Here is a 17,892-nt window from a genome sequence, read left to right as displayed (position 1 = left end):
TTTAATCATTATTATCAATCAACAAGAGTGAATAGTTGAAACTATAAAATGTAAATGTTTCAAGGTGAAAATATGGCAAAAGTTTGTGTTTATGTAAAAGTTACCGGAAAGGTTCAAGGAGTGTATTTTCGTTCATATACCAAGGAGATTGCCGAAAACAATAAAGTAATTGGTTGGGTAAAGAACGCGTCTGACGGCTCGGTTAAAATGATTTTGGAAGGTGAAGAAAAAGATGTTAAAAAAGTTATTGATTTGGTATATCAAGGTCCGCCCTCAGCTAAGGTAACTAATGTTAAGGTTAAGAAGGAAGGTTATAAGGGTGAGTTTGAAGAATTTCAGGTAAGATATTGATAACTTCAGTTTTTTGTTTGCTTAAGAAGGTATGTTGTCTGACTTGTTTGCGGTAATAGTTTGTTTTATGGGAAACATTTTCGCTTTCTTTAAAAAAATAAAGAATTTATTGGGTTGTGCCGATAAATCTATTAAGAATATTTTTCAATATGAAAGGATTAAAATTAAACTAAGTGCTCCGAGTTCAGTTTTGTTTTTTAGGAAAGTGGTTAGTCTTAGATAATTTGAATTTTAGAACAAATTTTTTTAGGTGGTTTATTAGGAAAAAGGAGGCATGGCATGTCAAAAATAATAAGGGTTAATCTAACAAAAAAAGAAGTAAAATTGGAGGATGTTTCCAAGGAATATGATGGACTGGGCGGACGAGGATTTACTTCAGCCGTAGTGGCGGCAGAAGTAAATCCATTATGTCATCCGTTGGGTGAAGAAAACAAGTTAGTGATTGCCCCTGGTTTATTGGGAGGGACAAATTGCCCGAATTCGGGTAGGGTTTCTTTTGGGGCAAAAAGTCCTCTTACCGGAGGGATTAAGGAATCAAACGTTGGAGGAACGCTGGGCGTAAGACTCGCCAAATTACAGATTGCGGGGATAATTATCGAAGGCAAGGCGAAAGATGGCGAATCTTATGTTTTATTGGTCAATAAAGATGGCGCTACTCTTAAACCGTCTAACGAATTAAAGAACGAACTGGTATATAACGCCGTTGAAAAGCTGCGGGCAAAATATGGCGAGAAAGTAGCTATTGCTTGCATAGGCCCGGCTGGTGAAGCCAAGATGGCCGCGGCCAATATTTCGGTTACTGATATTGATGGCGTTCCAACCAGGCAAGCTGGAAGAGGAGGGCTTGGTGCGGTAATGGGCTCCAAGGGGATAAAAGCCATTGTGGTTGACGGAACAGACGCGCCAGGAGTCAACATTAAAGATAAAGATTCCTTTAACAAGGCAGCCAAGGTTTTTGCCGATACCCTTAAAAAAGACTCAATTAGCGGTGAAGGGCTACCTCTTTACGGAACGGCTATTCTCATCAATATCCTAAACGAAGCCGGAGCGCTTCCTACAAAAAATTTCTCCAGCGGCCGTTTTGAGGAAGCAAATAATATCAGTGGGGAAACGATGAGGGAGATCATCCTTAAGAGAAAAGGAAATCCCACCCATCCTTGTTCACCGGGTTGCATAATTGACTGCTCCAACGTTTACAAACTTGAGGATGGAACTGAAATAACCGGTGGTTTTGAGTACGAGAGTATCTGGGCCTTGGGGGCCAACTGTGGTATTGGTGACCTCGACATCGTTGCCCGACTAAACAGACTCTGTGATGACATCGGGTTGGATACCATAGAGATGGGTGACACAATCGGAGTGGCCATGGAGGCCGGAATAATTTCTTTCGGCGACGGGGAAGGCGCTATCAACCTTCTTAAAGAGGCCGAAAAAGGATCTCCCTTAGGAAAAATTGTGGGGAGCGGTTGTACTTGCCTCGGAAAAGTCTATGGCATTGAACGTGTGCCCCAGGTTAAAGGACAGGGAATGCCTGCTTACGACCCAAGGGCCACGAAGGGCACAGGAGTTACTTACGCCACATCTCCGATGGGCGCTGACCACACTGCCGGTTACGTTATAGCTATGGAGATTGCCGGGTGTGGCGGGAAAGTTGACCCGCTGGATCCAAAAGGAAAAGCGGATCTTTCCAAGGCCTTTCAGGTTGCAACTGCCGCGACTGACTGCACAGGGCTATGTCTCTTTGTTGCTTTTGCAACCCTCACAAATGAACGTGCTAATCCAGCTGTAGTTGATATGCTGAATGCTATGTATGGTTTGAAACTTACAGGTGATGATGTAACGAAACTGGGCAAAAAAGTGCTTCAGACGGAGCGGGACTTCAATAAGAGGGTTGGTTTTACCAAGGCACATGATAGATTACCTCTCTTTATGACCAAGGAGAAGCTGCCGCCTCACAACACGGTGTTTGATGTTTCCAACGAAGATTTAGACAGCGTGCACGAAGACTAGAGAGAAAAAGGCCTGGCGTACGCCAGGCCTTTTTCTAAAATTGAGGCATAAAATGAAAATAGAATTGCGGTTTTACGCCACACTTATAAAATATGCCGAAAAAAACAAGATTCCTCAATTTTCAACTGTAGAGATTGAGGAGGGGACAACGATTGCAAGTCTTTTAAATAAATTTAATATTCCCGAAAAGGATGTTCATATAATAATAATTAACGGGAGAAACGCTGATTCAAAGCAAGTGCTTCAAGATGGAGATAGAGTGGCTCTCTTCCCACCAGTTGGAGGAGGATAGCAAAGAAAATAAGGCGAAAAAATATGGATGACCATGGAAAAGAAAAAATTATTATTGAGATAAAAAAACATTTTAAAAAGATCAAAGTATCGAATGGGACCCTGGTAAACAGCATTTCTCTTAAAGAGGTGCAAAAAATTGCCATCTCATTTAATCTTTATGGTTATCAAGTTGAAATTATGGCTCTTGAAAATGAAACTATTCCTCGAAGATATTTGCGTAATATTGGAACAATTAACATCAAAGGTCAAATTAAACTACTTAAATCAAAAGTTGCCGTAGTGGGGTTAGGTGGTTTAGGAGGAACCGTTGTTGAGCTTTTGGCCCGCTTTGGAGTTGGCCGAATACTGGTTATTGATGGAGATATTTTTGAGGAAAGCAACTTAAATAGGCAGCTTTTAGTGACCGAAGAAAATATTGGAGAAGAGAAAACTATATCTTCTATTAAGAGAGTGGCTAAAATTAATTCCTCTGTCAAAGTTTGCCCTTATCAAATAAAAGCCGGCGAAAAGGAATTTAAGAAAATTTTAAAGGATAGTGATGTAATAGTTAGCGCTTTGGATACTTTTTCTACGCGTTTGGCTCTTCAAAAAGCCGCTAAAGAATTAAAAATTCCTTTAATACATGGTGCAATTGCAGGTTTTATTGGAGAAATATCCACTATCTTTCCCGAAGACCCCGGGTTGGATTTAATTGACAGCTTCTTTCGAAAAGAAGAAAGAGGGGTGGAGGTATCTTTAGGTATTCCAGTTGTTACCCCAGTGTTAGTTGCCGCTCTTCAAGCTCAAGAGGTTGTTAAAATTCTTTTAAAGATTGGGAAACCCTTAAGGAATCGACTTTTGTTTCTGGATTGCGAAACTTCTTCTATTGAAATGATTGAGCTTAAATAAAAAAACACGACTATAAGGTGCGAGTTTTTAGGGTTTATTGATTGAATGATTGATAAATACAAAAGTTAACAAGTAACTAAAAATAGGTCAAAAATTAAGGTTAATGCTATCTGTTGACATTACACAATAAAATTGATAATATAACTTAACCTTTAAACTGGTCCCGAGAGATCAGGAAGGAGCAGAGTGATTTGAAAAAAAATAATTTAGAAAAGTTTAACGAAATACCTTACCTTTAATGATATCGGAGGGTATTTTTTTTATTCAGGAGATTAAATGAATGAAATGAAGTTTAAAAAGAAAAAATTAATAATGGATGAGGCCACGATAAAAAGGGCATTAAAGAGGATTGCCCATGAGATTGTGGAAAAAAACAAGGGAGCTGAAAAAATAGCGTTAGTAGGTATCCAAAGCCGGGGCATATATCTGGCTCAAAGATTAACCAAATACATTGAAAAAATAGAGAAAAAATCAGTTCCCATGGGTATTTTAGATGTTTCTTTTTATCGGGACGATGTAGCCAATCGACTAATACCTCATCGTGTTTCAAGAACCGAAATCCCCTTTGACGTTTCTGGAAAAAATATAATTTTAGTTGATGATGTCTTGTTTACGGGCAGAACCGTAAGAGCTGCGTTAGATGCGATTATAGATTTTGGTCGCCCGACGAGTATTCAGCTAGCCGTATTAGTTGACAGAGGGCACCGCGAGTTGCCTATTCGCGCTGATTATGTTGGTAAAAATATTCCGACATCACAGAAGGAACGCGTTTGGGTCAATTTAAAAGAAGAAAACCAGATAGATTCGGTAGATATACGTGAAGATATTAATTAATCCTCATTTAAAGTGAGGATTTTTTTGACGGAGGATTAAATGGCATTTGAGAAAAAAGATTTACTTGGCATTAAAGGACTAAAAAAGGAAGAGATCCAATGTATTCTCGAGTTGGGAGAATCTTTCAAAGAGATATTAGCTCGTGATATTAAAAAAGTTCCTACCTTACGCGGAAAAACAGTTGTAAATTTATTTGTCGAACCTAGCACACGAACAAGAATTTCCTTCGAATTAGCAGCAAAACGATTGAGCGCTGATGTCGTAAATATTTCCGCAAAGAACAGTAGTTTAACTAAAGGTGAGTCCCTTAGGGATACTGCAAAAACAATAGAGGCGCTTGGAGCTGATGCGGTTATTATTAGACATCCTTCGGCTGGAGCTCCTCATTTTTTTGCTAAAAACATTAACGCTAATGTAATAAACGCTGGTGATGGAGCTCACGAACACCCTACTCAAGCATTGCTTGACCTGTATACCATTAAAGAAAAGCTTGGTAGAATTAACGGTCTTCATGTAGGAATTGTCGGAGACATTGCTCATAGTAGGGTCGCTCGGTCAAATACGCTAGCCTTAACTAAAATGGGAGCAAAGGTCACTCTCGTTGGCCCTCCAACATTAATTCCCATGGAAGCAGAGGCCATGGGAGCAAAGGTTGAATACGATTTTGATAAAGTTATCGGTAAATTCGACATTATCTATATGTTGCGAATTCAATTGGAGCGACAAACGGAAAGTTTGTTCCCATCCATACGGGAATATACAAATTTATACAGTTTAAATTTTAATAGATTCAAAAAAGCCAAAAAAAATGTTTTAATAATGCATCCGGGCCCGATGAATAGGGGAATCGAAATTTCTTACGAAGTTGCAGATATGCCACAAGCTGTTATTACAGATCAGGTTGTTAACGGTGTAGCAGTTAGAATGGCCGTGCTTTATGTTTTACTAGGAGGCGGAGAATTTGAAAAAATTACTAATTAAAAAGGGGAGAGTAATTGACCCTGCAAATAACATCGATGATGTTTTAGACGTTTTAGTAGAAGACGGGAAGATAGCATCCATCGGAAAAAATATAAAAGCTAATGGTCATAAAATAATTGACGCTCAAGGAAAAATTGTTTCACCCGGGCTAATTGATATGCATGTTCATTTAAGAGAACCGGGAAGAGAAGATGAAGAAACAATTGAAAGTGGATGTAAGGCTGCTGCGGTGGGAGGTTTTTCTTCAATTGCGTGTATGCCAAACACGGAACCTGTAAATGATAATCCGGCAGTTACGGAAATGATACTTGAAACGGCAAGAAAAGTAGGTTTAATTAATGTTTATCCTGTGGCAGCTATAACAAAAAAGCTCGAGGGCAAAGAATTAGCAGAAATGGCAATACTTAAAAGTTCGGGTGCGATAACTTTTTCTGATGACGGTAATTGCGTACAAAATAGTGAAGTTATGCGCCGGGCTCTTGAGTATAGCAAGATGTTTAACATTTCGTTAATTTCACACCCGGAGTGCCAAGAATTATCCAAAAGAGGTCAAGTCAATGAAGGCTATTACTCGACAATTCTGGGATTAAAAGGAATACCGTCAGCAGCTGAAGAGGTTTCAATTGCGAGAGACATAATATTAGCCGAACTCACAAATGCTCAAATTCATTTTACCCATGTTAGCACTAAAGGGTCGATTAGAATGATTAAAGAAGCGAAAGAACGGGGTTTAAAAATTACTTGTGATGCGGCACCTCATCACCTAATCTTAACGGACGAGACACTGCTTGAGTATGATACCAACTATAAGGTTAATCCGCCGTTGCGAGGGAAGGATGACTTAGAAGCTCTTAACAGGGCACTATCAGAGGGCGTGATAGATGCTATTGCGAGCGACCATGCCCCACACGCAATTTACGAAAAGAATGTTGAGTTTGCGCTTGCTCCTTTTGGTATGATTGGATTGGAAACTACTCTGCCTCTAATGTTAACCAAAATTGTAGGAAAAAATATATTGAATTTATCGGATCTTATTTCTAAATTAACAGTTATGCCCGCCAAAATTTTAAATATAGACAAAGGGACACTATCTATTGGAAGCGATGCAGATATTACAATTATAAATAGTGAGGCTAAAGTTAAGATTGATACAAATACCTTCCTGTCTAAAAGCAAAAATTCACCTTTTAATAACTGGGAGCTTAATGGAGCAGCTGACTATTTAATTGTTAAAGGAAATGTAGTTGTCGAAAACAGAAGGCTAATTGTTTAAAATTAACGAAGACCCAGATAAGTAAACGTAAAAAAGAAGCTATTTTGCAGCTTAGAAAAGATGGATAGGTTGACGCTAAGGAAATTCAAAATTATTATAACGCTGGTGTTAATTGATGGCTCATGTGAAAGCTAAAATTTTAAATAAAGAACAGGTAGCGCCGAGTATTTTTAAGTTGTCGCTTTTGTGCCCGGAAATTGCATCGAGTGCAATCCCGGGTCAATTTGTGCATGTTGAATGCGGAAAAGGAAAGAGTTTTATTTTACGAAGGCCTTTCAGCGTGTACAGACAAGCAAGCAAGGAGACTTTTGAAATTCTTTTTCAAGTTGTTGGCAAGGGGACCGAGTCGCTTGCTGAAGCTGAAGTTAATAGTTATTTAGATATAATTGGCCCTCTTGGCAATGGATTTAAACTTTCCAATAATTGCAAAAAAGTGCTCCTTGTATCGGGTGGAATAGGAATTGCTCCCCTGACTTTTTTGGCGGAGAAACTTTATTCGACAGAAATCATTTTTGATATGTTAATTGGTTTTGCCAATTATAAAAAAGTTATTGATTTTTCGTTACAAGAAAAGATTGCTGATAGAATTCATTACTCAACAGATGATGGTAGTCTTGGGTTAAAGGGCACGACTGTTGAGTTGCTCTTAGATTACTTAAAGCAGAGCAAAAAACCTGATACGATTTTTGCCTGCGGGCCGGAACCAATGTTGAAACAAGTTGCTTTAATTGCGAAGCAAAATAAGGTACCTTGTTTTATATCTCTTGAAGAACGGATGGCTTGTGGAATAGGAGCCTGTCTTTCTTGTGTTTGTAACACTATAAATGGTTATAAGCGGGTTTGCGCCGACGGACCAGTCTTTGATGCTTCTGAAATTATTTGGGATTAGAAAGGTATGAATTTGAAACCAAACCTAAGGGTAGAAATTGCCGGAATTAAAATGAAAAATCCAGTAATGACTGCGTCTGGTACATTTGGAAGTGGATTGGAATATTCAAACTTTATTGATTTGTCAAAACTTGGCGCAATTGTAACAAAAGGGGTAACTCTTAAAAAACAAACGGGAAATCCTGGACCGCGCGTTTATGAAACCCCTTGTGGAATGTTAAATTCAATAGGACTTCAAAATAAAGGTGTCAAAAATTTTATTGCCGAAGACTTGGAATTTCTTAAAAAATTTAATGTACCGGTAATAGTTAATGTAGCCGGAAACACGATTGAAGAATATGTTGCCGTTGTCGAACAACTTTCAGAGAAAGATGTGGTAAAAGGCATTGAGCTTAATGTTTCATGTCCAAATGTAAAGTCCGGCGGATTATCTTTTGGCTTAAATGTCAAATCAGCTATAAAATTAACCTCAGCAGTCAGAAAGACAACAAAGCTTCCGCTTATTGTTAAATTGTCTCCCAATGTTGGTAATATTGACGAAATTGCCAAGGGTGTTGAAGACGCGGGAGCTGATGCCGTATCTTTAATAAATACAATTTTAGGAATGGCTATCGATCCCCAATCATTTAAACCGCAGCTTGCAAATATTGTAGGTGGCTTATCTGGGCCAGCTATAAAGCCCGTTGCGGTGGGGATGGTCTGGAAGATATCGAAAGCAATAAATATTCCGATAATTGGTATGGGCGGTATAATGAATTGTTATGATGCGTTGGAGTTCTTCCTGGCAGGAGCAAAAGCAGTAGCTGTTGGAACTGCCAATTTTATAGACCCGGAAGCTACAATTAAACTAATAGAAGAACTCGAAGAATTTTTAACAATAAAAGATATTAGTGATATATCAGATATAGTGGGGCAAGTGAAAGTATGAAAAAAAATCCTTTAATTGTGGCGCTTGATGTTTCATCACAAGACAAAGCTTTAAAAATTTGCCATCAACTTGAAGATCAAGTTGATTTATTTAAAGTTGGCTTAGAGCTTTTTTTGGCGGAAGGGCCCGGTGTAGTAAAAGCAATTAAAGAAACAGGAGCTAATGTTTTTTTGGATTTAAAGCTTCACGATATACCCAATCAAGTTGCTGGAGCTTGTAGAGAAATTGTCAAGATGGGTGTTGGCATGTTTACAATTCACACCCAAGGAGGCTTTAATATGATGAAATGGGCCGCAGAAGCAACAAAAGAAGAGTCGTTAAGGTTAAAAATAAGCCCACCAGCGATTTTAGGCGTTACAATTTTAACAAGTTTAGACAATAATGACCTAACAGATATGGGAATTAAAAAAAAGGTTAATGAGCAAGTGGTTAATCTTGCTACTATGGCCATGAAGGCCGGTTTAGACGGAGTGGTGTCTTCGCCTAATGAAATTTTAGATTTAAGACAGGCCATTGGGAAAGATAAAATAATTGTTGTTCCGGGAATAAGGCCAAAAGGTGAAGCCGCAATAGATCAAAAAAGAGTAATGTCTCCTTCGGAGGCCATAGCTGCTGGGGCAAATTATGTGGTAATTGGCAGGCCGATTATTAAAGATGAAAATCCCAAAATTAAGGCCAAAAAAATATTAAATGAAATCGAGGGGGTTAAAAAAGGTGATTGAGAGAGAAGAATTATTAGAAGCATTAAAAAGTTATGGGGCATTAAAGACCGGCCATTTTAAATTATCGTCAGGCTATCATAGTGATACCTATATACAATGTATGAAAGTGCTTGAATACCCATCATTCACTAATCGAGTTGCTATCGCTATGAGTGAGCCATATTTTGATTTGCCCATTGATGTTGTTGCGGCGCCGGCCGTGGGTGGTATAGTTCTCGGATTTGCAGTTGCTCAAGCCTTAGACAAAAAATTTATATTTGCAGAAAGAGTAAGAGATAAGATGGTTCTGAGAAGAGGTTTTCGAATTCGCGAAGGCGAAAAAGTTTTAATCGTTGATGATGTTATTACCAAAGGTGGCTCAATTAAAGAGATTGTCGATTTAGTAAATGATTTTAATGCAGAAGTTGTGGGAATAACATGCTTGGTTGATAGGGGTGAGAAAAAAAATTTTACAGGGTCGGTTCATTCGCTTGCTAAAATTTCCGCATCATCTTACGAGCCAAAACAATGCCCTCTTTGCAAAAAAAAGATACCTTTATCGAGCCCGGGAAGCAGAGGATTACATAGTGTATAAATTTTATGCAAATATGCAAATAGAAAAAATTTTTATTTAAGCAGGTTAATGGTTGCCATCTTAAAAAGTTATATGTATAATATCGCTGGTAGTTAAAAAACTAAAGGAGGAAACATTATGGCATTACCACAACTTTCTGACGCTGATCGCAAGGCAGCATTAAAAAAAGCTGTTGAAACTCGTCAAAAGAGAGCGCAGCTAAAGGCAAAAATCAAGAAAGGGAACGTTTCGTTAAGTGAGGTTTTAAACAAATCCTCAGACCCTATTGTTGGAAGAATGAAGGTTTTAGATTTGTTAAATTCACTTCCGGGAATCGGTAAAGTAAGAAGCCAAAAAATTATGGAGCAATTAAAAATTAGCAGCACAAGGAGAATTGCTGGACTTGGGTCTCGTCAAAAAGAGCAACTAACTAAAGAACTTGCTTAATGAAAGCTGATAGAAAATTATTTGTAATTTCTGGTCCTTCGGGTACAGGAAAAGGAACGTTAATTTCAGAAATAATGAAAAAGTTTGATGATATTGAACTATCGGTTTCATCAACCACTAGAAAGAAGCGGGTCGGCGAGCGACCAGATTTAAATTATTATTTCTTATCCGAAGAGGAATTCGATAAGAAAATAAAAAATGATGAGTTTTTAGAGTGGGCAACTGTTCATTCTAAAAAATATGGAACACTTAAAGACACGGTTAGGGATCATCTTCGAGACGGAAATGATGTAATTCTTGAGCTTGATGTTCAGGGAGCATTAAAAATCAAGAGGAAGATCCCTAACTCGATTTTAATTTTTATAAAGCCACCTTCCTTTGCAGAATTAAGAGAAAGATTAATCAATAGAAAAACTGAGGGAGAAGAAGATATTAAACACCGTTTAAATATAGCTAAAATTGAAATGAAGTTTGCGAATAAATATGATTATGTAATAGTAAATAAAGATTTAAAAAAAACAACTGAAAAACTTGTAAAAATTATTGAACAAGAACGAAGAAAAAAAACTACTATAATTTTATAATATTTGGAGGAATTAAAAGAATGTTATTATGTCCAAATCTCAACGATTTACTTGAAAAAGTTGACAGCAGATATACGCTGGTTATATTATCTGCAAAACGAGCCAGGCAGATAAATGAATTACTTAGCTCTGATTACAGAATGGGCTTAGATGCTTTAGCTCCGGCTAATGAAAAACTTAAGTCATATAAACCCTTGGATATTGCTCTCAAAGAAATTGTCGAAGGAAAAGTAACTTATAAGCGTTTAAAAGACGGAATTAAATAATAAAAATTTGTTTTAAATATTTAGCTGGATGTAAGGTAATCTAATGCTTAAAGAAAAAACAATTATTTTCGGTGTAAGTGGAAGTATTGCAGCTTATAAAGCAATTGAGATAGCAAGAAAATTAATTAAAGATGGTGCCACAGTAAAAGTAGTAATGACTTCAGCTGCCACAAAATTTATAACTCCATTGACTTTTAAAACAATAACAAATCAACCGGTCGCAATTGAACTATTTAAAGAAAATTCTGAAAAAGATATATATCACATTTCGCTTAGCGATGAAGCCGATATTATTTTAGTTGCTCCTGCAACCGGTAATATTATAAATAAAGTAGCTAATGGAGTGGCAGACGACCTTCTTTCAACCACAATCCTTGCCGCAAACGTACCTATAATTTTTGCCCCAGCAATGAATAACAAGATGTTTTTAAACGAGGTGACTCAGAAAAGTTTAAATCAATTAAAAAGTCTTGGTTGTAGAATAATCGAACCGGCATATGGCAAATTGGCCTGCGGTGAAGAGGGGATAGGCAAATTAGCAGAAGTTGAATCTATTGTTGAAGCTGTTAAGTTTGAGTTGGCTAGAGGCAAAGATCTTGAAAATTACTCAATCATAGTTACGGCAGGTGGGACACGAGAACCAATTGATCCAGTTAGGTTTATAGGCAATAAATCCTCCGGCAAAACAGGGTACGCAATTGCAAATGAATTGATAAAACGAGGGGCAAAAACAACACTTATAAGTACCCCTACGTGTTTACCGATTCCTCAAAATGTCAATTTAATATCGGTAAACACCGCTTTAGATATACACCGCGAAGTGTTGAGATACTTCGACAAATGTGATGCGGTTATCATGTCGGCAGCGGTTGCTGATTTTAGTCCATGTAAAATATCTACAAAAAAAATAAAAAAAGACGGGGCAACTACTTTTAATTTAAAATTAAAACGTAACTCGGACATCATTGGGGAATTAGGTAAAATAAAGGACAGACAAATATTAATAGGTTTTGCCGCAGAAACTGAGAATTTAATAAAAAACGCAAAACAAAAACTTGAAGAAAAAAATCTTGATTTAATTATTGCAAACGATATTTCAAAACCAGGAATTGGTTTCGGGGAAGACGTTAATGAAATCACTATCATTGGCAAGAAAGGTAAACCGGATGCTTTACCCTGCATGACAAAGAGGGAAATTGCCCGAATTATTGTCGATAAATTAGTTGAAGCACTCAATTAATTAAAGAGATCTAATTTTTGAAAGATGGTATAACACTGAACCGTGAAAATAGATGAAACAATTAAGGAAAAAGTTCTCGTCATAGTCGGCCCAACAGCTGTTGGTAAAAGCAAAATTGCCATTGAACTGGCTAAAAAGCATAATGGCGAAATTATTTCTGCCGATTCAATGCAGGTTTATAAAGGAATGTCTATTGGAACGGCAAAGCTAAGTTCTGACGAGATGCAAGGAGTCAAGCACCATCTCATAGACGTTGCGGAACCAACTGAAAATTTTAGTGTGGCCGAATATCAGAAATTAGCTCGTAAAGCAATTTTCAGCATCCTTCAGAGAGACAAACTGCCAATACTGGTTGGTGGATCCGGCTTATATATAAAAGCTGTAATCGATGAGCTTGGTTTCCCCAAAGGAACACTGAAGTCTACTTTTCGTCAAGATATAGAGAAACAAGCTAAAGATGACCCAAAATCTCTCCACAAACAATTATCAAAACTTGATCCCAGTGCAGCTAAAAAAATCCATCCAAATAACATTAGAAGGTTAATACGCGCTCTTGAAATAGTTAACATTACGGGTAAATCATACGCAGACTATCACAAAAATTGGGAAAAAGAGAGCTCGCTTTATAATGTAAAAATTTTTGGACTAAATTTAAATCGTGAAAAACTTTATGCTAAGATAGATAAACGAGTTGAACAAATGTTCAAAAACGGACTGGTTGAAGAGGTCGAAAAATTAGTTTCGTCTGGTAAATTAAAATCCACAACAGCTCTTCAAGCGCTTGGATACAAGGAAATAATCCGTTATTTAAATGGTCAAATTGTCTTAGACGAAGCTAAAGAATTAATTAAACAAAGAACAAAGAATTTTGCAAAAAGGCAACTTACCTGGTTTAAACGCGATAAAAGAATAAAGTGGATAGATACTGACGGGAAGGAACAATCGTTGATTGTGAACGAAATTATAGATAATTTAGATTTTGGGAGGAAAAGTGAATAAAGTTTTGGAATTTATAAAATCACAAGGAGCAGGCAATGATTTTATATTAATTAGCGATTTAAAAAAAATAATTGAGCTGAATCCTGAAAAAATACGCTGGCTTTGTAACAGGCATTTTGGAATAGGGGCGGATGGAGTGATACTTGTTAGGCCTCCGATGAGTTCCAAAGCGGAGTTTTTTATGCTTTTTTATAACTCAGATGGGACCATGGCCGAAATGTGCGGTAACGGAATCCGTTGTTTTGCAAAATTTTTATATGATCAATGTTTGATTACTAAAGATACCGTTAGCATAGAAACGCCGGGTGGAATAAAAGATGTTCAATTAATCTTTAACAACAAGGAAGTTGCAGGCGCCAAGGTCAATATGGGGAATTTCTCTTTTAAAGCGATTGATATTCCCATAAATATTGAAAAAAAAGAGCTTATTGATGAAGAAATTGAGGTTGATAGTCAAAAACTTAAAATTACTTGTGTTTCGACGGGCAATCCCCATTGTGTAATTTTTGTTAAGAACGTTTCTAATGTTCCGATAGATATTATTGGACCAAAAATTGAAAACATGAAAATATTTCCAAATAAAACAAACGTAGAATTTGCGCAAGTTGTTAACAAAAGTGAAATAAAACTAAGAGTATGGGAAAGAGGAGTTGGCGAAACTTTAGCCTGTGGCACAGGGGCATGTGCAACCGTAGTTGCAGCTAATAAGCTCGGATTAACTCAAAAACGAGTTTCAGTCCATCTTTTAGGGGGAGATCTTGAAATAGAAATTATGAATAATGATGTTTCAATGATAGGCCCCGCTAAAGAAATATTTACCGGAAAAATTTACTTAAACCAGGAGGACTGTAATTGAAACAAGCACAACGAATTAAAAATTTACCACCGTATTTATTTGCTGAAATTGATAAAAAAATAGCTCAAAAAAGGGCTGAAGGAGTTGATGTGATTAGTTTGGGTATTGGTGACCCTGTTGAGCCAACACCTTCTCATATAATAGATATGCTCTGTGAGCAAGCGCGTAACCCTGAAAATCATAGGTATCCATCATATTTCGGAATGCCTGGATTTAGAGAAGCAATTGCCAATTTTTGTAAAAACAGGTTCAACTTGAACTTTGAGGCCGATTCGGAAATTTTACCCTTAATTGGCTCAAAAGAGGGGATAGCGCATATATTTTTAGCATTTATAGATCCCGGAGACATAGCGTTAATTCCAGATCCAGGTTATCCTGTTTATAAAGTAGGGACAATTTTAGCAGGCGGAAAGCCTTACTACATGCCCCTTCTTTCTAAAAATAATTATCTGCCTGATTTAACAAAAATTAATAAGGAAGTTGCAAGAAGGGCAAAGATAATGTTTATAAATTACCCAAATAATCCAACTTCAGCGACAGCGTCGCTTGAATTTTTTGAGGAAGTTGTTGCTTTTGCAAAAAAATACGACATATTAGTCTGTCACGACAATGCTTATTCTGAAATTGCTTATGATGGATATGTTCCGTCAAGCTTTTTAGAGGTTCCAGGGGCAAAAAATGTTGGAATTGAATTTCAGTCGTTGTCAAAAACTTACAATATGACAGGTTGGAGAATTGGCTTTGCTATTGGGAATAAAATGGGCATTGAAGCATTGGGAAGAGTTAAGACCAATGTTGACTCAGGTATTTTTAACGCCATTCAATATGCTGGAATAGCGGCCCTCGAAGGTTCTCAGGATTGTGTTAAACAGATATGTTCTTTATATGCAAAGCGCCGCAATATGGTGGTTGAAGCTTTAAGAAAGATGAATTTAGGGTTTACAGTTCCCAAAGCAACTATATATGTTTGGGTCAGAGTTCCGGATAAATATACTTCTGCAAGTTTCGCGACCCACATCTTGGAAAGTGCTGGAGTGGTTATTTCCCCCGGGAATGCTTACGGACCCTCGGGCGAGGGCTATGTAAGGATTTCTTTGAGTGTTAAGGATGATCGATTAATCGAAGCATTAAAACGCATCGAGAACTCATTATAATTAATTTAATAAGGTGTTATGAAATCGTTTAACGGAGCACAGCAAACCCTAAAAGAAAAAGTTATTTTAGTTACGCTTCAGCAACCAAGTCAAAAAATTTGGGAAATTGAGGATTCTATTCGGGAGTTAGAACAACTTTCGGCAACCGCGAGAGCAAAAGTTGTGGGGAAGTTAATTCAACAACGCGAAAAACCCCATCCAAAAACCTATATCGGTATTGGAAAAGCAAAAGAAATAGCAAATCTGTCTAAAAAGCTGGGAGCAACTTCTATTATTTTTAATAATAACCTAACGCCTTCCCAGCAGGGTAATTTAGAAGAAATAATTAACTTAAAAATTATCGATCGAACTGCTCTTATTTTAGATATTTTTGCTCGACACGCTCACTCCAACGAAGGAAAACTTCAAGTAGAACTGGCTCAATTAAACTATAGATTACCTAGATTAAAAGGAAAAGGCATGGAACTTTCAAGGTTGGGTGGGGGAATCGGAACACGCGGCCCAGGCGAAACAAAACTTGAAGTTGATAGAAGAAAGATTAACCAAAGAATCCAACACTTAAAAAAGGAACTTGAAGAACTCGACAAAAGACGTTCTTTGCAAAGGAAACAACGCAAGAAAAATCAAATTTTTCTTATATCAATTGTCGGTTACACCAACGCGGGCAAATCAACTCTTTTAAATGTTTTAACCAGTGCTGACGTCCTTGTTAAAGATAGATTGTTTGCCACCTTGGATTCTACTTCACGAAAACTTATTCTTCCAAGCAAACAGAAAGTAGTTATCTCGGATACGGTTGGGTTTATCAGCAATCTTCCCAATCAATTAATAGCTTCATTTAAATCAACTTTAGATGAAATTAGGGAAACAGATTTAATCTTGCATGTAATAAATTTAAGTTCTCCGATGATGGAAGAACAGATAGCGGCAGTTGAAAATATTTTAAGTGATATAGGGGCAACCGGAAAACCACAAATAAATGTTTTTAATAAAATAGATGCTATTAACGAAAGATTACTAAAAAGGATAAAAAGAAAATTTCCCGATGCGCTGTATATTTCCGCACTTAAAAATTTAAATATTGAAATTTTACTTAAGAAAATTGACGAAATTATAACTCAAAATGCTGTGAAGATTACTTTAAAAATACCCTACAATGAAAACAAAATTTTTCAAAAGGTATATCAATTAGGAAGGGTCATTTCAAAGAAAAAATTTTCAGACGGGAATATTTTAGTGATTGAAATTCCAGAAATTTACCTACTCGGATTTAAAAAATTTTTAAGGGAAAATAAAAACATCGAACAAATAATTTAAAGAAGTCGCAACAGAGCAGTTACTTTACCTAGAATAATTACATCTTGGCTGAATATCGGTTCCATAGCCGGATTTTCAGGTTGAAGTCTTATCCTGTCCTTCTCTTTGTAAAATCTTTTGACAGTTGCTTCTTCTCCAAGCAAGGCAACGACTATATCACCATTTTGCGCGGTAGATTGTTGTCTTACAACCAGATAATCATTTTCAAATATTCCAGCACCAACCATGCTATCGCCTTTTGTTTTTAAGATGAATGCATTGTCTTTAACCATATCAGCAGGAAGAGGAAAGGTATCTTCGATATTTTCTTCGGCTAAAAGCGGTGTGCCCGCCGCAATTCGACCAACAACCGGAACACTTCTAATTTTACTTGGGGGAAGCCCGATTTCCGCTTCTCTAAAACCAAGAACTTCGATAGCTCTTGGTTTAGCTGGATCTCGACGTAAATATCCCTTTTTTTCTAACGATGAGAGATGACTGTGAACGGTTGAGGTTGATGAAAGACCAACAGCTTTGCCAATATCACGTACAGATGGGGGATATCCTTTTTTATGGATTTCGGCCAAAATAAAATCAAGTATTTGCTGTTGTCTTTTAGTAAGAGATTTTTTGTTATTCACCAATACCACCTTTAACTTTTTAAAAAATTATAACAGTAGAATAATTTATATGCAAACATCCGTTCGGTTTAAAAAATTTTTAAGGCTATTATGGTAGGCAAGAGATACAAAATTAAAAAAAAATTAAAAAAAGCTGTACAAATTTCAAGTAGTTGCCGATAATACATACTATATATAGAATTTCTATGAAATCTATCCACAATATATTGTGGATAGATTGTGGAGAAACGGTGGAAAAGCATGAAGTGCCCATTTTGCGGAAGTTTAGACACCAGAGTAGTTGATTCAAGAGCAACAGATTCCGATGATGCAATTCGCAGAAGACGGGAATGCGTTAAATGTTCTCAGCGATTTACAACATTTGAAAGAATAGAAGAAATTCCGCTTACAGTCATAAAAAAAGATGGAACTTGCGAACCGTTTAATCGAGGAAAACTAATTGCCGGATTGGGCCGAGCAACAGTGAAAAGGCATGTTACAGCATCAAGGCTTGAAAAAATGGTATCGGATATTGAAACACAACTCAAAAATGAATTTAAATACGAAATTTCATCTCAAGAGCTGGGAGAGATGATTTTAAGACATCTGAAAAAGATAGACAAGGTTGCTTATATTCGGTTTGCGTCGGTTTATAGAGAGTTTAAAGATATAGATGAGTTTATGGCTGAACTTGAAAAGCTACAGTAA

The 17,892-nt window shown here is 36.9% G+C and carries 21 protein-coding genes; 20 read left to right on the top strand and 1 reads right to left on the bottom strand.

Going from position 1 to position 17,892, the window contains the following annotated elements:
* The first annotated feature begins 72 nt into the window (after window positions 1-72).
* From Q7U95_RS00720 to hflX, 19 genes are all read left to right on the top strand, one after another.
* Window positions 73-351: an acylphosphatase gene (locus Q7U95_RS00720; RefSeq protein ID WP_308751359.1), complete on the top strand. Its 279-nt coding sequence runs from the start codon at window positions 73-75 to the stop codon at window positions 349-351.
* A 279-nt stretch (window positions 352-630) separates the two neighbouring features.
* Complete coding sequence (locus Q7U95_RS00715) at window positions 631-2,361, top strand: aldehyde ferredoxin oxidoreductase C-terminal domain-containing protein (RefSeq protein ID WP_308751358.1); 1,731 nt, start codon at window positions 631-633, stop codon at window positions 2,359-2,361.
* Window positions 2,362-2,413: 52 nt separating this feature from the next.
* On the top strand, window positions 2,414-2,653 hold the full coding sequence (locus Q7U95_RS00710) for a MoaD/ThiS family protein (protein ID WP_308751357.1): 240 nt from the start codon (window positions 2,414-2,416) through the stop codon (window positions 2,651-2,653).
* Window positions 2,654-2,676: 23 nt separating this feature from the next.
* On the top strand, window positions 2,677-3,543 hold the full coding sequence (locus Q7U95_RS00705; protein WP_308751356.1) for a HesA/MoeB/ThiF family protein: 867 nt from the start codon (window positions 2,677-2,679) through the stop codon (window positions 3,541-3,543).
* A 276-nt stretch (window positions 3,544-3,819) separates the two neighbouring features.
* Window positions 3,820-4,377 (top strand): bifunctional pyr operon transcriptional regulator/uracil phosphoribosyltransferase PyrR, encoded by a 558-nt coding sequence (gene pyrR, locus Q7U95_RS00700; protein ID WP_308751355.1) that lies wholly within the window; start codon window positions 3,820-3,822, stop codon window positions 4,375-4,377.
* 39 nt (window positions 4,378-4,416) lie between these two features.
* Complete coding sequence (locus tag Q7U95_RS00695) at window positions 4,417-5,358, top strand: aspartate carbamoyltransferase catalytic subunit (RefSeq protein ID WP_308751354.1); 942 nt, start codon at window positions 4,417-4,419, stop codon at window positions 5,356-5,358.
* Window positions 5,339-6,631, top strand: coding sequence for a dihydroorotase (locus Q7U95_RS00690; protein WP_308751353.1), 1,293 nt, complete (start codon window positions 5,339-5,341; stop codon window positions 6,629-6,631). The genes Q7U95_RS00695 and Q7U95_RS00690 overlap by 20 nt, the downstream gene beginning before the upstream one ends.
* A 115-nt stretch (window positions 6,632-6,746) precedes the next feature.
* Window positions 6,747-7,520 (top strand): dihydroorotate dehydrogenase electron transfer subunit, encoded by a 774-nt coding sequence (locus Q7U95_RS00685; protein WP_308751352.1) that lies wholly within the window; start codon window positions 6,747-6,749, stop codon window positions 7,518-7,520.
* A 6-nt stretch (window positions 7,521-7,526) separates the two neighbouring features.
* Window positions 7,527-8,447: a dihydroorotate dehydrogenase gene (locus Q7U95_RS00680; protein ID WP_308751351.1), complete on the top strand. Its 921-nt coding sequence runs from the start codon at window positions 7,527-7,529 to the stop codon at window positions 8,445-8,447.
* On the top strand, window positions 8,444-9,169 hold the full coding sequence (pyrF, locus tag Q7U95_RS00675) for an orotidine-5'-phosphate decarboxylase (RefSeq protein WP_308751350.1): 726 nt from the start codon (window positions 8,444-8,446) through the stop codon (window positions 9,167-9,169). Before Q7U95_RS00680 ends, pyrF begins: the two co-directional genes overlap by 4 nt.
* Window positions 9,162-9,743 carry an orotate phosphoribosyltransferase gene (gene pyrE / locus Q7U95_RS00670; RefSeq protein WP_308751349.1) on the top strand — a complete coding sequence of 194 codons (582 nt, stop codon included), beginning with the start codon at window positions 9,162-9,164 and terminating at the stop codon, window positions 9,741-9,743. The genes pyrF and pyrE overlap by 8 nt, the downstream gene beginning before the upstream one ends.
* A gap of 117 nt (window positions 9,744-9,860) precedes the next feature.
* Window positions 9,861-10,169, top strand: coding sequence for an integration host factor, actinobacterial type (gene mihF, locus Q7U95_RS00665; RefSeq protein WP_308751348.1), 309 nt, complete (start codon window positions 9,861-9,863; stop codon window positions 10,167-10,169).
* Window positions 10,169-10,753, top strand: a complete 585-nt coding sequence (gmk, locus tag Q7U95_RS00660) for a guanylate kinase (protein ID WP_308751347.1) — start codon at window positions 10,169-10,171, stop codon at window positions 10,751-10,753. The genes mihF and gmk overlap by 1 nt, the downstream gene beginning before the upstream one ends.
* Before the next feature lie 20 nt (window positions 10,754-10,773).
* Window positions 10,774-11,019 carry a DNA-directed RNA polymerase subunit omega gene (rpoZ, locus tag Q7U95_RS00655; protein WP_308751346.1) on the top strand — a complete coding sequence of 82 codons (246 nt, stop codon included), beginning with the start codon at window positions 10,774-10,776 and terminating at the stop codon, window positions 11,017-11,019.
* A 43-nt stretch (window positions 11,020-11,062) separates the two neighbouring features.
* Entirely contained in the window at window positions 11,063-12,259 is a 1,197-nt protein-coding gene (gene coaBC / locus Q7U95_RS00650; RefSeq protein WP_308751345.1) for a bifunctional phosphopantothenoylcysteine decarboxylase/phosphopantothenate--cysteine ligase CoaBC, read from the top strand.
* A gap of 42 nt (window positions 12,260-12,301) precedes the next feature.
* On the top strand, window positions 12,302-13,258 hold the full coding sequence (gene miaA, locus Q7U95_RS00645; protein WP_308751344.1) for a tRNA (adenosine(37)-N6)-dimethylallyltransferase MiaA: 957 nt from the start codon (window positions 12,302-12,304) through the stop codon (window positions 13,256-13,258).
* Window positions 13,251-14,114: a diaminopimelate epimerase gene (dapF, locus tag Q7U95_RS00640; RefSeq protein ID WP_308751343.1), complete on the top strand. Its 864-nt coding sequence runs from the start codon at window positions 13,251-13,253 to the stop codon at window positions 14,112-14,114. The genes miaA and dapF overlap by 8 nt, the downstream gene beginning before the upstream one ends.
* Entirely contained in the window at window positions 14,111-15,268 is a 1,158-nt protein-coding gene (locus tag Q7U95_RS00635) for an LL-diaminopimelate aminotransferase (protein WP_308751342.1), read from the top strand. The genes dapF and Q7U95_RS00635 overlap by 4 nt, the downstream gene beginning before the upstream one ends.
* A gap of 18 nt (window positions 15,269-15,286) precedes the next feature.
* Complete coding sequence (gene hflX / locus Q7U95_RS00630; protein WP_308751341.1) at window positions 15,287-16,585, top strand: GTPase HflX; 1,299 nt, start codon at window positions 15,287-15,289, stop codon at window positions 16,583-16,585.
* Here the strand turns inward: hflX and lexA are convergent.
* Window positions 16,582-17,205 (bottom strand): transcriptional repressor LexA, encoded by a 624-nt coding sequence (gene lexA / locus Q7U95_RS00625; protein ID WP_308751340.1) that lies wholly within the window; start codon window positions 17,203-17,205, stop codon window positions 16,582-16,584. The two genes, hflX and lexA, sit on opposite strands and share 4 nt — an antisense overlap.
* Window positions 17,206-17,445: 240 nt before the next feature.
* Here lexA and nrdR point away from each other — a divergent pair, with 240 nt between their 5' ends.
* Window positions 17,446-17,892: a transcriptional regulator NrdR gene (gene nrdR, locus Q7U95_RS00620; protein WP_308751339.1), complete on the top strand. Its 447-nt coding sequence runs from the start codon at window positions 17,446-17,448 to the stop codon at window positions 17,890-17,892.

The sequence above is a fragment of the Candidatus Oleimmundimicrobium sp. genome, from assembly GCF_030651595.1.
GTDB lineage: Bacteria > Actinomycetota > Aquicultoria > UBA3085 > Oleimmundimicrobiaceae > JAUSCH01.
Note: the sequence above shows the minus strand (reverse complement) of the source record. Positions and strands in the feature narration are given on the sequence as shown.

Excerpts from the sequence above, each read along its gene's own strand:
- Q7U95_RS00720 (WP_308751359.1), top strand. The coding sequence starts at position 73 with ATGGCAAAAGTTTGTGTTTATGTAAAAGTTACCGGAAAGGTTCAAGGA.
- Q7U95_RS00715 (WP_308751358.1), top strand. The coding sequence starts at position 631 with ATGTCAAAAATAATAAGGGTTAATCTAACAAAAAAAGAAGTAAAATTG.
- Q7U95_RS00710 (WP_308751357.1), top strand. The coding sequence starts at position 2,414 with ATGAAAATAGAATTGCGGTTTTACGCCACACTTATAAAATATGCCGAA.
- Q7U95_RS00705 (WP_308751356.1), top strand. The coding sequence starts at position 2,677 with ATGGATGACCATGGAAAAGAAAAAATTATTATTGAGATAAAAAAACAT.
- pyrR (WP_308751355.1), top strand. The coding sequence starts at position 3,820 with ATGAATGAAATGAAGTTTAAAAAGAAAAAATTAATAATGGATGAGGCC.
- Q7U95_RS00695 (WP_308751354.1), top strand. The coding sequence starts at position 4,417 with ATGGCATTTGAGAAAAAAGATTTACTTGGCATTAAAGGACTAAAAAAG.
- Q7U95_RS00685 (WP_308751352.1), top strand. The coding sequence starts at position 6,747 with ATGGCTCATGTGAAAGCTAAAATTTTAAATAAAGAACAGGTAGCGCCG.
- Q7U95_RS00680 (WP_308751351.1), top strand. The coding sequence starts at position 7,527 with ATGAATTTGAAACCAAACCTAAGGGTAGAAATTGCCGGAATTAAAATG.
- pyrF (WP_308751350.1), top strand. The coding sequence starts at position 8,444 with ATGAAAAAAAATCCTTTAATTGTGGCGCTTGATGTTTCATCACAAGAC.
- mihF (WP_308751348.1), top strand. The coding sequence starts at position 9,861 with ATGGCATTACCACAACTTTCTGACGCTGATCGCAAGGCAGCATTAAAA.
- gmk (WP_308751347.1), top strand. The coding sequence starts at position 10,169 with ATGAAAGCTGATAGAAAATTATTTGTAATTTCTGGTCCTTCGGGTACA.
- rpoZ (WP_308751346.1), top strand. The coding sequence starts at position 10,774 with ATGTTATTATGTCCAAATCTCAACGATTTACTTGAAAAAGTTGACAGC.
- coaBC (WP_308751345.1), top strand. The coding sequence starts at position 11,063 with ATGCTTAAAGAAAAAACAATTATTTTCGGTGTAAGTGGAAGTATTGCA.
- hflX (WP_308751341.1), top strand. The coding sequence starts at position 15,287 with ATGAAATCGTTTAACGGAGCACAGCAAACCCTAAAAGAAAAAGTTATT.
- nrdR (WP_308751339.1), top strand. The coding sequence starts at position 17,446 with ATGAAGTGCCCATTTTGCGGAAGTTTAGACACCAGAGTAGTTGATTCA.